Source organism: Nodosilinea sp. LEGE 07298, from assembly GCF_015207265.1.
Lineage (GTDB): Bacteria > Cyanobacteriota > Cyanobacteriia > Phormidesmidales > Phormidesmidaceae > Nodosilinea.
The window spans coordinates 1-13,676 of the sequence record NZ_JADEXE010000182.1 but is presented as its reverse complement, the minus strand read 5'-3'; the positions used below and the strand labels follow the sequence as shown (position 1 = coordinate 13,676).

Here is a 13,676-nt window from a genome sequence, read left to right as displayed (position 1 = left end):
GAAATGGAGAGGGCTGAACGACCTGCTGCTTGACCTGGTTGAGATCCTGGTTGAGCTCGCGAATGCGGCGCGAGAGCAGCCGGATGACGTTGACGGCAATGCCTGGTGTTTCGTCGATCGCGTCGTAGAGCTGCTGCTGAGTGAGTACCAAGCAGGCGCAGGGGTCTAGGGTGGTGACCGAGGCCGATCGCGGCTCGGCGTCAAACACCGACATTTCTCCAAAACATTCGCCCTGCTTGAGCTGGGCTACCTGCTGACCGCCAATATGCACGCTGACCCGGCCCGAGACCACGATGTACATCGATCGCCCCTCCTGCCCCTGGGTGATGATGGTGTAGTTGCCTTCGTAGAACACTTCATCCATCACCGAGGCCAGCCGCACCAAAAAGTCGTCCCGCAGTTCTTTGAACATAGAGACGTTGCGAATAAAAAGGAGTCGTTCGACGCTGTTTAACATGTCTAGGGGTGTCAGAAAGACCGGGCCAGGAAAGCAATGTGCGATCGCTAGCGGGATGGGCTCGGCTCCAAATTATAGGTGCTGATTAGCTGTTTGACCTGAGCCAGCACCAGGTGATTGGAGTCTTTCTGCATGACTGGCAGCAGCTCTCGGAGGGCGCGGGGCGAGGCTACGGCCAGGTAGGCGAGCACGGCCTCGCGGACAAAGCCAGTGGGGTGTTGCAGCAGGGCCAGGGTGTGCTCGGCGGTTAGGTTCCACCGCTGTACCCGAGCCAGGTGAAAGCAGCAGGCCGTAGCCCAGTCGGACAGAAAGTTGCGCAGATCGAGCAGCTGCCGCAGGCGATCGCCTGGAGAGAGCGGTTGGTAGGCAATCAGCGGTGTAGACAGGGCTAACCGTTTGAGCTTTTCCGCATCGGGGCGGCGATCGAGCAGCAGCAGAATCGATCGCTTGTTGGCGACATCCACTACGTTGTCAAGAATTTCTATACCCCGCGCCCAGCTGGAGGCGGAGCCGCTGAGACTAACCTGAGCAGCCTGGATAGCCTGGGCAGGCGACACAAATCGCAGCAGCATAAACAGGCGATCGGTGGCGTCGCTTTGCAGCCCGTTGAGCGCCTCGCGCAGCAGATCGGCTTCAGTCCCCGTTACTCGGTCGGCGGCTAGATCAACCTTGGCCGCTAAAATTTGCCCAGCAAAGGCGAGCTCGGTGTTGAGCAGGTCTTCGATACCGCCCCGACCCAGCATGCGATCGAGGGCACCATCAATCAGCGACGATCGCTTCACCCCAGATTCCTGGTAGAGGCTAAGCAAAATTCGCAGAATGTGGCGGCGGGTGCTGCCCCAAGTCGTGATCAGGTTTTGAATTAGAAAGTCGAGGGCAGGCAGGGTGCCGATATTGCCAATCACCTGCCAAGCCTGGTTGCGCAAAATCTCGGGCCGATAGGTGTCAAGAGCTAGCTCTTGCAGCATGGGCAGGGCCTCGTTGCCCAAACGGGTTAGAGCGGTAATGGCCGCCTCTCGTGTCGATTTGTACTGCAGTGCCTTGAGCAGCGATGGGTAATATTTCTTGTACTGAGTGGCGGCGATCGCCTCTAGCAGCGCCCGCCGCACCCGCAGCGAAGGGTCTTGCAGCAGGTCGTCGATGTAGATGCTGAGCGACTCCATGTAGTCGGCTTCGCCTAGGGCGCGGCAGCCCATCACCCGCTCGCGCTCCTCGTCGTGCACCAGCATTTTGCGCAGGGTGGCGGTGGCCTCAGCTCGCTCTTGCAGGTTGCCGCGCCGCAGCATTAGCGAAGCCGCGGTGCCCCGCACCACCGCATCAACCTCGGTCTGCAGATAGGGCCGCAGATCGTTGATATTAAAGGTTTCTTCCGCCAGCCATACGTAGCGCAGGGCCAGGGCCAAACTTTCCGGGGTCTGGTTGGGCCGCTGTAGCACCTCCTGCACCTGAGTGGTGTAGGCTCCGTTGGGGTGTTCCAGCATCGCTTCCAAACTCTGGCGCTGTAGCCCCGAGGGCAGGCTGGCCAGTCGTGGGGCCAAGATCTCCCCCACATTTTTGGGGTCGATATGGCTGAGGAGTTCAATACACGATCGCTTGTTGGCCTCCAGGCCGGGCTGCTCTAGCTGCTCGATAAAGGCTCGCTTGAGCACCCGCAGGTTGGCGTCGGAGAAGGTCAGCAGACCGCGCTCGGCCCCCCGCACGAGTAGGTTGAGGTAACGCGATCGCAGCAGCACCATAATTGCAAACCACACCAGCGCCGCTACCACCGTACCGAGCAAAAACAGCCGCGCCTGCACCAACTCGTCGCTGAGACCAACGCGGTTGCAGAGGGCGATCGTCAATAAAATGGCTACCCCCGTGGCCCCCATAGCCAGAGGCTCGGCATTGCCGCTCACCCACGACTGCACCGTACTGCGCACCTGGTCAGGAATGGGCTGAAACAGAATCGGTCGGGTGGTCGCGACCAGGGTATAACGCAGCCATTCGTCAAAGAACTTCAGCACCACTAGCCCGACAAACAGGGCCGACACCGCCAGCCGAGTCGGATAGCTTATTATCAGGGTAATGAGCCCAATCACCACAATTACTGAGGGCAGCACTAGCGCTACCTTAAACACTCCCTCCCGCTCAATCAGACGGCTGGAGGTAAACCACTGGGTAAACAGCTCAATCAACCCCAGAATGCCGCTAAAGAAGCCCAAAAAAGCGGCGATCGCGGCTACATCTAGGCTAGTTTCGAGCTGGTTGAAGAACTGAAACTCGATCGAGAACAGCAGCATCTGGGCCAGTACAAAGAACGAAAACAGCAGCACCACGTACTGCCGGATCGACCCCTGCAACCGCTGTCGCGATCGATAGCTTTCGACCGCCTCCGCATCTTCGGCCTGCCGCCTAGGCGAGTCAGGGAAGGCGTGCTCGTAGTTGCGGCTAAGGCGATACAAAATGATCGCCCCAATCACCATGACAACAAAAGACAGCAGCAGCACGTTTTGCAGCCCAATCAGCCTCATCAGCAGGTATACCGAAAAGCCGCTGATCACATCGGCTACCAGATTGCCGCTGCTGATAATGGGGTATGCCCGCTTAATCTCGCGAATATTGAACAGCTGGTTAGCGGTCACCGACACATTGAGGTCATTCAGCCCGTAGATAGCCTCAATCCACAGCCGCATTGAAAATACCATAGGGGCAGCTAGCCAGGGCACCGTTAACCCCCAGCGAAACCCCAAAACGGGTATGGCCATCAGCATGGCAATAATTACAATCACTCGGCGCAGCGGAAACAGACGCTGCAGCCAGGAATACACCACGCTTAGCCCTAGTCCTACCCCGGCGCTAAAAATGTAGATCCACGGTAGGCTAGCTGCTCCGTAGGCCTCCAAAAATAGCGCCGCCGAACTCACCTCTAGCCACAAAATGCCCATAGAGGTGGCCGTATAGAAGGCGAACATGAGCAATGTACGCTCTTCTTCCCCAGCACGTAGATTGATGATGTCGAGAAACCGCCCCCGCAGGGACTGAATTTCTTGAACCGGGCTAGATAAGCTCATGCAGACTGTATCAACGGTGGGCTAATGCCTCAAGGATACCCAATCTGGAGGATGTGGGCGGGGTTTAGGTGAGTAAGTAAGTGGGCGAGAGGGCCAGTTCCTCAGCAGAGTCGAAGGGGAGGATAAGAGTAAGTGGGTGAGGTAGCAGGGGGCTTGAGGAAGAAAGCGGCGGGTTAATGGGAAAAGGGAGACGGGACATGGTTCTAAGGCAGGACTTTTCAAGATAGTATTAAGGTTTGCTAGTCTTGTCGTTGTCTTGGGTCGGCCTCGGTGTAGGTGCCCTTTAATAAATCTCCAGCCCTATGGTTAACCCCTCTACGCTACCCAGTTCGGCTGTGGCCCCTCAGCAGGCCATCAAGCACACCCTCTCTGTCTTGGTTGAAGATGAGTCCGGAGTGCTGAGCCGCATTGCCGGTCTCTTTGCCCGGCGCGGTTTTAACATTGAGAGCTTGGCCGTGGGGCCGGCAGAAACCTCGGGCATTTCTCGCATCACCATGGTGGTGCCCGGAGATGATGCGGTAATTGAGCAGTTGACCAAGCAGCTTTACAAGCTAATCAACGTGCTTAAGGTCAACGATGTCACCGATACCCCCTGCGTAGAGCGGGAACTGATGCTGCTTAAGGTCAACGCTACCAGCACTACCCGGTCTGAAATTATTGAATTTGCCCAGATCTTTCGGGCTCGGGTCGTTGATGTATCGGAGGACTCTCTCACCTTAGAAGTGGTGGGTGACCCCGGCAAGATGGTGGCCATTGTGCAGGTGCTCAACCGCTTTGGTATTCGCGAAATTGCTCGCACCGGCAAAATTTCCCTGCCCCGTGAATCGGGGGTCAACACCGAATACCTCAAATCGTTAGAGCGCAAGTTTCAGTAATTTGAGGTGATGAAGCTTAGAAAACCGCCCGTTTAGACCATTGAAAACGTCTAAACGGGCAATTTTGTCATAGGCGGATGTTTCAATCACGAGTCTTGCAAGCTTGACGGCGAATGTAGTGGCAAAGTGAAATTAGCTCGCTGTTGTGCACTCAACGCCTTACAGTCGTTGCCGTTGCAAAGATCAATTAACTGGGCACTCTAGGGGCGTCGCTGACAGGACAGGGTTGAGCTGTTGTTGCCTCAACCCTTATTCATATGAAGATTGCCTACGCCACCACCTACGATGTGCGCGATCGCGCCTCCTGGCCCCGCCGCCATCTGGGCCTTTACGGGGCTGGGCAAAAAATTGCTGAGGTTTTGCAGACAGCTGGGGCCGAGCTGGAGTTTTTAGGCCCGCTGCACAGCCCTAAAGTGCCGATTACCCGATTGAAGTGGCTATACTACCGTCGCCTGGGGCTGAACTACTACAGCCCGGTAGAACCCTGGGTCGCCCCTCGCTACGCTCACCAAATTCATGCTGGGTTGACCCAGTCCCAGGCCGATCTGTTGCTCTGTCCCGAGAATGCCATTCCCTTAGCACGGGTCTGCACGACTCTGCCTACAGTGCTGTGGACCGATGCGCTACTGGGCAGTCTGGTCAATTTTTATCCTTATCTCACCAACCTGTGTGCAGAGACCCAACATAGGCTGCACTTGGTGGAAAAAGCGGCGTTAGAACGATGCGATCGCGTCATTCTCACCTCCGAGTGGGCGGCCCAGTCCGCCATGGCGCTCTACGACCTGCCGCAGGACAAAATTCGCATTGTTCCCCGTGGGGCCAGCCGTGCCCAAGATCTGACCCAGCCTGAAGTCGAGGCCATTATTGCTCACCGCCCCTTCGGCCCCTGTCGGCTCCTGTTTTTGGGGGTCGATTGGGAACGCAAGGGCGGTCCACTGGCGCTGGAGGTAGCCCAAACCCTCAACCAGCAGGGCATAGAGACCGAACTTTGGGTAGTGGGTTGCCAACCGCAAAGCGAGGGTGTTTTACCTTACTTTGTGAAACCTTATGGCTTTATCGATCGCGCTACCCCGGCGGGTGAAGCCCAGTTTGCTCACCTGTTGAGTAATGCCCACTTTTTGATTTTTCCGACTAAAGCCGACACCTTTGGCGTGGCGATTAGTGAAGCCAACGCTGCTGGGGTACCTTGTGTCGCTGCTGCTGTGGGGGGCATTCCCACTGTGCTGCGGGCCGGGGTAAATGGCAAAGCGTTTGCCGTTGGTGCAAGCGCCAACGACTACGCCCAGTACATTGCTGCTGCCATGGCCGACTATGCTGGCTACCAAAATCTAGCACTGTCATCCTGGCGTCACTACGGCCAGCACCTGAGCTGGGGGGCAGCCCAGCAGCAAGTTTGGGACGATTTGCAGGAACTGGTAGCTAGTCCGATTGCCCTTTGACGCCTACGCCTTTGACGCCTACGCCTTTGACGCCTACGCCTTTGACGCCTACGCTTTGACGGCTTGGACGCTCGCTCAGCCCAATCTTTTACCTGCCCTCAAAAAAGGATTTTGGGCGTAGCCCCCAGGACGGCTGGGCTAGAAGCACAATCACCAAGTAGGATCCACATATAGATTAATTACTAGTGTCTCTTGACCTGGCGGCACTGCTGAAATGCAGGCGCAGATTGGGTCTGCTTGTCCCTCTAGCTCCACTTCGCAGGCGTGGCATGACCCCATTAGGCAGCCAGTAGGAATGTTCACCCCGGCGCGATCGGCGACTACCAGCAGGGGTTCTCCAACCTCGGCCTCTATGGTGACGCCGTCGGGCAAAAACTGAATTGAAACGCTCATGGCAGTACTGATAAATAGCCTAGGTCTGGGCCTGCTTGAGCATGGCAACCAGGGTGTGGTGGGCATCCTCGGCTCCCTCCAGGGTATGGTCGAAGGGCACCCGCACAGGGGTTTGCGCCCCGTCTACGGTAACGACCAGGGTCATACCCTCAGCATCAATGGATTCCATTTCAGCGGCAGTGGCGGTGGGCTGGCTACCGTAAACGGTGGCATAGAACAGCACCGATTCGGCGTGGTCCTTGTTCATGTGCTTGCAAATGCGATCGCTTACCGATGGGGTAATTGGCTCAGCCATAAAAAATCCCTTAGACTACTTCAACATTGGCCATCTGTTACATGCTGTTATGATACCGCCCCTGCCCCCTTCCTCAGAGCACCCCTGGCCGACAGGCCATGTTTTTCAAAGCCCTGGGGCGCACCTCACCTACCGAGTCATAGGCCCCTGCTGCCGCTTATTTGATCGCGACCAGCTGCCCTGGCCCTGCTGCCGCCTGCAGTGGCGGGGCAAAGAACCCAGCTGGCGACGTATTGGCAAGCAGTTGGTGCCCGATATGGCGACTCGCAAATCCCCCTCCTACTGCGTTGAAATTGTGGGTCAGGGCTATGGGTCGCAGTCATTTGTAACAACTCTGTATACGGTCAAGCTCGATCGCACTACCCAGGCCTGGTGGCATACCCGACTGCATCAGGCCCATGCCGAACCCGTTGAGGGTTCCGATCGCGCTGAGGACAGCTCACCAAGTGAGAAAGTTTGTAACAAAATAGACATATAGATCGCCCATTCGCAGTAGTCTTATGCTCAATACTGTGATGTTGCTATTGAGGTAAAAACCTTATGCCAGCTGCCTTTCTACCCTCTATTTTGGTTCCTCTGGTGGGCTTAATTTTCCCCGCCGCTGCTATGGCCTTCCTATTTCTTTATATTGAGCGGGAAGACGCTGCCTAAGCCCTAACGAGAAAACCAAGACGTTCGTGCTGCAAGCCCCTTTTTCTGATTTGCTTGAGGCCCCCAAGCAAGACTTCAAGCAAGATATTCGGGCCTATTTTGACCGCATTGCTCCCGAGCTAGATCGCTGGAGTAGCCGCAACCGCTACTACTACAGCGATCTGACTCGGCTTCATCAGTTTTTGATTCCGCCCGGCAGCCGCGTGCTCGAAGTTGGCTGCGGTACGGGCAACTTACTGCATGCTACCGCTCCGGCTTTAGGCGTGGGCCTAGACTTTGCTCCGGCAGTCGTTGCGATCGCGCGCCAAAAATATCCTGACCTCTGTTTTTACAACCTGGATGCCGAAGCTCTGGATGCATCCCAGCTGGCCCCAGATCATCGTCAGTTCGACTACATCGTGCTGTCGGGGGTGCTGGGCTACCTGGGCGATATTCAGGCGGTTTTACAGCGGCTACAGTCTTTCTGCCAACCCCACACCCGCCTCATCCTGACGTTTCACAACCACCTGTGGGAGCCGCTCCTGGGGCTGGCCGAGCGCGTGGGGCAGCGTCGACCCCAGCCGCCTCAAAACTGGCTGAGCACCGACGATATGGCCAACCTGCTCACGGTCACCGGCTATCGTCCGCTCAAGCGGGGCAGTCGGTTTTTGTGGCCCAAGTTTGTACCCGGTGTGGCAGGTTTGGTTAACCGCTACCTGGCCCCGCTGCCTCTGGTCAAGCACCTGTGTCTAACGACATTTATTGTTGCTCGCCCCCAGATGGCCCCAACCCAGGGTAAGCCTACGTGTTCGGTAATCGTTCCTGCCCGCAACGAGGCGGGCAATGTTGCCGCTGCTGTGGCTCGACTGCCCCAGCTAGGTGAGCATACCGAAGTCATTTTTGTTGAAGGTCACTCCCGCGATCGCACCTGGGCGACCATTCAGGAGCTAGTGCAGACCTATCAAGGGCCATTTACCCTCAAGGCCTTTCAGCAGACGGGCCAGGGCAAAGCCGATGCGGTGCGTCTGGGGTTTGACCAAGCTAGCGGTGACATACTGCTGATTCTTGATGCTGATTTGACCGTACCCCCCGAAGATTTGCCCCACTTTGTCGAGGTACTGGCCGCAGGGCACGGAGAGTTTGCCAATGGCTCGCGGTTAGTCTACCCTCGCTCTAAAACCGCCATGCCCTGGCTCAATACCGTAGCCAACAAAATTTTTGCGCTGCTATTTTCGTTTCTGCTAGAACAACCCCTCAAAGACACCCTCTGTGGTACCAAGGTGTTGTGGCGGCGCGATTACCAGCGTATTGCCGCCGGGCGCAGCTATTTTGGCGACTTCGACCCCTTTGGCGACTTTGACCTGCTGTTTGGGGCCGCCAAACTCAACCTAGACATTGTAGAAGTGCCCATTCGCTATCAGCCACGCATCTATGGCAGCTCAAACATAGCTCACGTGAAAGAGGGAATGATTTTGCTGAAAATGTGCATCTACGCCTCGCGCAAGCTCAAGTTTTGGTAATAGTCAAGATTGAGATTAACTAACCTCCTGACAACTGGCTGAGGTGGTTTTGGGCTTTGGCTGCCCAGGTTGGGTTACCCATAGTGATATAGAGATTCTTGGCATACTCCAGCACGGTGCGGGCTTCGTCAAAGCGGCCCAGCTGAATAAACGCTAGCCCGGCGCTGTAGTAGGCGTCGGCATAGCCACCGTTGATTTGGGTAGCGGTACGAAATGAGTCGAGGGCTGTTTCGGTTTGGCCCTGGTTAAAGCGAGCAATGCCTAAGTTGTAGTGGGCCTGAGCGTAGCGAGGGTTAAGGGTCAGGGCCTGTTGCAGCACCGCTTCAGCTTCAGCGTTTTGCTCAGTTTGAAGGTAAATGATGCCTCGCTGCAAAAACGACTCGGGGGCCTGGGGGCTATACTGCCCAGCTTTCTCTAGGGCAGCCAGTGCCTCAGGAAAGCGCCCCTGGGATTGGTAAACTAGCCCCAAATTGTAGTGGGCATTGCCTAGGGTTGGTTCGATCGCGATCGCCCGCTGTAGATAGGCTTCGGCCTGGTCCAGGTTGTTGCCCTCAATTAAGGCACCGCCTAGGTTGGCGTAGGCTAAGGCAAACTGCGGGTCGGCTCGAATGGCGGCCCAAAATGCAGAGGCGGCATCCTGAAGCTGTCCTTTTTGGCGCAGAGCTAGCCCAATATTGTAGTGGGCGGCAGCTAGGTTAGGGTCTAGGGTCGCGGCCTGCTGAAACTGGGTCAAAGCGCTATCAATATCACCTTGAAGAATCAGTGCTAGGCCCTGGTTAAGGGCCGCCTCTGCTGCCGCTCCAGCGGACGGTGACGGTGATTGAGCATAGCTCGGCAGCGGACGTACCGAGACAGACAGGAGGGGAAGCGCGATCGCAGCGGCAACCAGGCTCCTTCGTACACGCCGCGACAGCTGTAGGTTGGCTCGTGTCATGGCTTACTGCTGTGCCCCTAGCCCGATAGAACGCCCATAACAATATAGATAAGCGCTCATTTTTTCAACTGCTCTCTAGATTTTACCCGAGAGTACGTCTAAAGCTTGGCGAGCGAACTACCCCAGCTAGCTGGTTTCGGGAACTGAGTGAATCCCAGGGGCCGACTTTGCAAAAGTGGGATGTATCCCAGGAATTTTGCCCGTAAATTTACGTAAAAAAGTTCCAAATTTTCCAGACTGAGGCTTCACGTACGTGAAGTATCTGTTAGTCCGCAAGGTTCTACAGCGGCGAATATCTACCGCTGTTATGTCGGTTCTTTAGAAAACCAGTTAGAAAACTGTCCTACGTATGCGGAGATCCAGCCTTTGAGATTGAGGTTCTCTTTACCGCAAGTTCATAAGAACGCCATTTTACAAGCTGTGTTTCCGGATGACTCCCCAAACTCTGTTGTGTCTTAAACCAGGTAGCCCCATGGTCACTATGAGTTCATCCACCACCCTCCCTGATTTCGATTTTGTTGTCCCCCAAATTACCCAGGAGACTGCTAACCTCCCCTTGCTCAGCGCTGTTCTTGAAGGCTTTGTAGACGGCATTTTAGTGCTGTCTGAAGCTGGTACCTGTGTGCACAGCAACCAAAAGGGCAGAGCCCTTTGCCGCGACCTGAGCAACGACGGTAGCTCCACTTCTCTGCCCACCTGCCTCCAAACCATGAGTAAGCATCTCCTAGAGAGCCGCGAGCTTTATCCCGAAATTCCTCTGGTGCTCACTCAAGAGCTGACGTCCCAGTCGGGATACCAGATTCGAATTCGTGTGCAGTGGCTTGATTTTCCGGCTACGTCTGGCTCCTATCTCCTCGTTTCTCTGGAGAATAAAACCCGTTCAGCTCACTCCTCAGCCCTACTAGAGGCGGTGCAGTATAACCTTACTCCCCGTGAGCGAGCAGTATGGGTTTTGCGGCGGGCCAACCGTAGCTACGAAGACATTGCCAAGGAGCTATATATCACCGTCAATACCGTAAAGCGTCACCTGAAGAGTATCTACGCCAAGCGTAGAGAGGTCACTGAGGCCGTAGCTAACTGACTGTGGCTCAAGAGACCAGGTACATAAGATATCCGTCAATTTGAGATATTCCCCAAAGACCTGGTTTCTGGTCAATGTCATGGGCGCTTTAACTCAGTAAGGTAAAGTCAGACACAGTTCCAATAACCTGAAGACGCAACTCAAAGACGTTTTAGACCATTGAAGCTGACTTATCTCACTAATCACCGCCCATGCTGCCCAAGGATGATCTGCTCAAATCAGCTGAAAACCCCGATTGCCTGGCTCGTGTTTTAGACCAGGCCGACCAGGCGGTTAAAACCTGGGATATTGTTGTCACTGACTTTTTGTCGCCCCCAGAGCAGGCCGAAGCTAATGCAATGCTCCAGAGACTCACCGACGTGCACAGCCTCGCCTGGGGTGGTTATCCCCAGGCCGAGCGACAGCGGCTAGCGATCGCCCGCACCGATATCCCCCTCGATCAAAGCCAAATCCCTCTATCGTTGTTGACCATAAACGGCAACTTTATGTTTGACCCAGCCAACCACCAAGATTTTTTGGGGGCGTTGCTGGGCACAGGCCTAGATCGGGGCAAGGTGGGGGATATCATTGTTCTCGGTGAGCGGGGTGCCCAGGCGATCGCCGAGCCAGAACTGGCAGACTTTTTAGCTCAATCGCTGACCCAGGTACGCTCTGTATCCGTTAAAGTGCAGCCCCTAGAGTGGAATCAGCTGCGGGTGCGTCCGCCTCAAAAGAAAGATCTCACCACTGTAGAAGCTTCTCTGCGGCTCGACGCCGTCGCCTCGGCTGGGTTTGGTATGTCGCGCAGCAAAATGGCCGATTTGATTAACAGCGGCGATGTACGGGTGAACTGGAAACCAATTACTCAGGCCAGCCACACCCTATCAACTGGGGATCTAGTCGCTATTCGAGGTAAGGGAAGACTTGAAATTGGCGACATTGCCGTCACCAAAAAAGAACGGTACCGAGTCAACCTGACCCGGTACCTGTAATGCCCACTGGGGCAACGAAATCGTGGTTTAGGCCTGGTTCTCTTAGAGAACCAGGCCTAAACTCTAGAGCCCAATACCCTCGTAATGGGCAAAGGCCTTCTTATCCAGCATACGGCGACCGTCGATCACCAGAGGCGGGTTAGTGGAGCCTTCTAGCAGCTCAGGCAGAGCTTTGAAATCGTTCCAGCGGGTGAGCAGCAGCACCACATCCACATCCTGAACGGTTTCGGCTAGGGTGTCGCAGTACTGAATCGGCTGGTTTTCAAAGATCTTCTGAGCTTCGTGGGTAGCTACGGGGTCAAAGGCTTTCACCTTGGCTGACCCCGCCAGCAGCTCCTGCACGATGGGGATGGCGGGCGACTCGCGCATGTCGTCGGTGCCGGGCTTAAAGGCCAGGCCCAAAACCGCGACTCGCACCGCATCCAGGCTAGGGAAGTGCTTAGCGAGGCGGGTCATTACCTGCTTGTACTGCACGGCGTTGACGTCGATAACCGCGTTTAGCAGCTGCATCGGCATGCCTTTCTTCGCCCCGTAGGCGTTGAGCGCCTTCACATCTTTAGGGAAGCAGCTGCCGCCGAAGCCACAGCCCGCCTCAATGTATGTGGTGAAGGTGGGAACGATGCGCTCGCCACTGGGTAGAATTGGGCTCAGGCGCTTGTCGAGGTGTACCCCCTTAGTCACTTCCATCACGTCTATGCCACCGACAGCAGCGCAGAGGTTGCCGATTTCGTTGGCAAAGGAAATCATGGTGGCCAGCAGAGAGTTGGCGGTGTACTTGATCATCTCGGCGGTTTTACAGTTGGTTTCGAGTTGATCAACTCCCTCGAACACGCTGTACATTTCCCGCAGAACGGCCAGGCTGCGATTGTCAATGCCGCCCAGCACAATGCGATCAGGATACATAAAGTCGGGAATCGCCTCGCCTTCCTTCAGGAATTCAGGGTTCATACCGACACCAAAGTCAGCTCCAGCCTTTTTGCCAGAGGCCTCTTCCAGAATGGAGAGCACGACTTCATCGGTGGTGCCGGGCACAACGGTGCTCTTGACCACAACCACATGGTAATCGGCCTTATCCTTCAGCACTTCGCCAATTTGACGAGCTACGGTCTCAATGAATCTCAGGTCGATCTCATCGCCCCGAAACGGAGTACCCACAGCAATCAGTGAGATTTCAGATTCCATTACCGCCGTGCGCAGATCGGTGGTGGCCCGCAGCCGGGTTCCCACATTGGCCTTAAGCATGTCCTCTAGGCCAGCCTCATAAATGGGCGGAATGCCCTGGTTGATTTGATCAACTTTGGCCTGGTCGATGTCTACACAGACCACACTGTGGCCCTTCTCCGCCAGGCAAGTACCCGACACTAGACCGACGTAACCCGTTCCAACTACAGATACTTTCATTTAGGCGTCCTCTGCTTCGCGATTGCCGGAATACCAAACCATGGTGCGCTTTAGTCCCTCGTCGATGTTGATGCTGGGGTTGTAGCCCAGGTGGTCACGGGCCTTATCGATAATGGGACAGCGGCGATTGGGGTTATCAACCAGGTAGTCTTGGTCAGCGCTGGTTTGGCGCACAACTTTACCGTCGTAGCCAAATAGGTCGTGGCTCAGGCTAACCACCCGCTCGGCCAGGTTGGCCATAGAGATTTCGGGGGTTTCAACACCGATGTTGTAGGCTTCACCAGGGTGACCCTTCACCAGGATTTTGTAGTAGCCAACGATTGAATCGGCGATGTAGCAGAAGGTGCGAGTAGGGGCACCATCGGAGAGCATGACGATGTCGCGGCCGTTAAAAATGTCGCGGGCGAAGTCGGGCAGCACTCGGCGATCGGTAATTTTTAGACCAGGCCCGTAGTTGTTAAAAGGGCGCGCAGTCTTAATCGGCAGATCGTGCTGCATGGCAAAGTTAACGCACAGGGTTTCACCATAGCGCTTCGACTCGTCGTAGCAGGCCCGAGGCCCAGTGCACGATACGTTGCCACGATAGGTCTCGGGGGTGGGGATGTTTTCGGGGCTGGGATCGCCGTAGAT

Annotated in this window: 15 protein-coding genes; 8 read left to right on the top strand and 7 right to left on the bottom strand. The window is 55.8% G+C overall.

The genetic code is table 11. From position 1 onward, the window contains the following. Both IQ273_RS21540 and IQ273_RS21535 read right to left on the bottom strand, forming a co-directional pair. Window positions 1-457, bottom strand: a 457-nt coding sequence (locus tag IQ273_RS21540) for a cyclic nucleotide-binding domain-containing protein (RefSeq protein ID WP_194025216.1), incomplete at its 3' end; no start/stop codon positions are given. A gap of 47 nt (window positions 458-504) precedes the next feature. Next, window positions 505-3,507: a HEAT repeat domain-containing protein gene (locus tag IQ273_RS21535; protein ID WP_194025215.1), complete on the bottom strand. Its 3,003-nt coding sequence runs from the start codon at window positions 3,505-3,507 to the stop codon at window positions 505-507. Window positions 3,508-3,860: 353 nt separating this feature from the next. On the opposite strand from IQ273_RS21535, the gene ilvN reads away from it, so the two are divergent. The 3 genes from ilvN to IQ273_RS34475 all read left to right on the top strand — a co-directional run bounded on the left by ilvN (window position 3,861) and on the right by IQ273_RS34475 (window position 5,942). Then, window positions 3,861-4,382 (top strand): acetolactate synthase small subunit, encoded by a 522-nt coding sequence (gene ilvN, locus IQ273_RS21530; protein ID WP_194025218.1) that lies wholly within the window; start codon window positions 3,861-3,863, stop codon window positions 4,380-4,382. 257 nt (window positions 4,383-4,639) lie between these two features. Beyond that, the gene (locus tag IQ273_RS21525; RefSeq protein ID WP_194025214.1) at window positions 4,640-5,821 is read left to right on the top strand and encodes a glycosyltransferase family 4 protein; all 1,182 of its coding nucleotides are present in this window, start codon (window positions 4,640-4,642) and stop codon (window positions 5,819-5,821) included. Beyond that, window positions 5,811-5,942 carry a hypothetical protein gene (locus IQ273_RS34475; RefSeq protein ID WP_255534636.1) on the top strand — a complete coding sequence of 44 codons (132 nt, stop codon included), beginning with the start codon at window positions 5,811-5,813 and terminating at the stop codon, window positions 5,940-5,942. Before IQ273_RS21525 ends, IQ273_RS34475 begins: the two co-directional genes overlap by 11 nt. Window positions 5,943-5,971: 29 nt before the next feature. Here the strand turns inward: IQ273_RS34475 and IQ273_RS21520 are convergent, their stop codons facing one another. Next, the gene (locus IQ273_RS21520; RefSeq protein ID WP_194025213.1) at window positions 5,972-6,214 is read right to left on the bottom strand and encodes a 2Fe-2S iron-sulfur cluster-binding protein; all 243 of its coding nucleotides are present in this window, start codon (window positions 6,212-6,214) and stop codon (window positions 5,972-5,974) included. Between the two features lie 19 nt (window positions 6,215-6,233). Beyond that, window positions 6,234-6,509 (bottom strand): DUF2470 domain-containing protein, encoded by a 276-nt coding sequence (locus IQ273_RS21515; RefSeq protein ID WP_194025212.1) that lies wholly within the window; start codon window positions 6,507-6,509, stop codon window positions 6,234-6,236. 49 nt (window positions 6,510-6,558) lie between these two features. Between IQ273_RS21515 and IQ273_RS21510 the strand changes: the two genes are divergently transcribed. From IQ273_RS21510 to IQ273_RS21500, 3 genes are all read left to right on the top strand, one after another. Continuing rightward, entirely contained in the window at window positions 6,559-6,987 is a 429-nt protein-coding gene (locus IQ273_RS21510) for a hypothetical protein (protein ID WP_194025211.1), read from the top strand. 62 nt (window positions 6,988-7,049) lie between these two features. Next, complete coding sequence (gene psaI / locus IQ273_RS21505; RefSeq protein ID WP_194025210.1) at window positions 7,050-7,160, top strand: photosystem I reaction center subunit VIII; 111 nt, start codon at window positions 7,050-7,052, stop codon at window positions 7,158-7,160. Window positions 7,161-7,189: 29 nt separating this feature from the next. After that, entirely contained in the window at window positions 7,190-8,659 is a 1,470-nt protein-coding gene (locus IQ273_RS21500; RefSeq protein ID WP_228053532.1) for a glycosyltransferase, read from the top strand. Window positions 8,660-8,678: 19 nt separating this feature from the next. Here the strand turns inward: IQ273_RS21500 and IQ273_RS21495 are convergent, their stop codons facing one another. Further along, window positions 8,679-9,593 (bottom strand): lipopolysaccharide assembly protein LapB, encoded by a 915-nt coding sequence (locus IQ273_RS21495; RefSeq protein WP_194025209.1) that lies wholly within the window; start codon window positions 9,591-9,593, stop codon window positions 8,679-8,681. Between the two features lie 481 nt (window positions 9,594-10,074). Between IQ273_RS21495 and IQ273_RS21490 the strand changes: the two genes are divergently transcribed. Continuing rightward, window positions 10,075-10,674: a helix-turn-helix transcriptional regulator gene (locus tag IQ273_RS21490; protein ID WP_194025208.1), complete on the top strand. Its 600-nt coding sequence runs from the start codon at window positions 10,075-10,077 to the stop codon at window positions 10,672-10,674. A 191-nt stretch (window positions 10,675-10,865) separates the two neighbouring features. Continuing rightward, window positions 10,866-11,645, top strand: coding sequence for a photosystem II S4 domain protein (locus tag IQ273_RS21485; RefSeq protein ID WP_194025207.1), 780 nt, complete (start codon window positions 10,866-10,868; stop codon window positions 11,643-11,645). A 63-nt stretch (window positions 11,646-11,708) separates the two neighbouring features. On the opposite strand, the gene IQ273_RS21480 is transcribed toward IQ273_RS21485, so the two are convergent. After that, entirely contained in the window at window positions 11,709-13,046 is a 1,338-nt protein-coding gene (locus IQ273_RS21480; protein WP_194025206.1) for a UDP-glucose/GDP-mannose dehydrogenase family protein, read from the bottom strand. Further along, the coding region (locus tag IQ273_RS21475) for an NAD-dependent epimerase/dehydratase family protein (protein WP_194025205.1) at window positions 13,047-13,676 on the bottom strand (630 nt) is incomplete at its 5' end. It abuts the gene before it with no gap.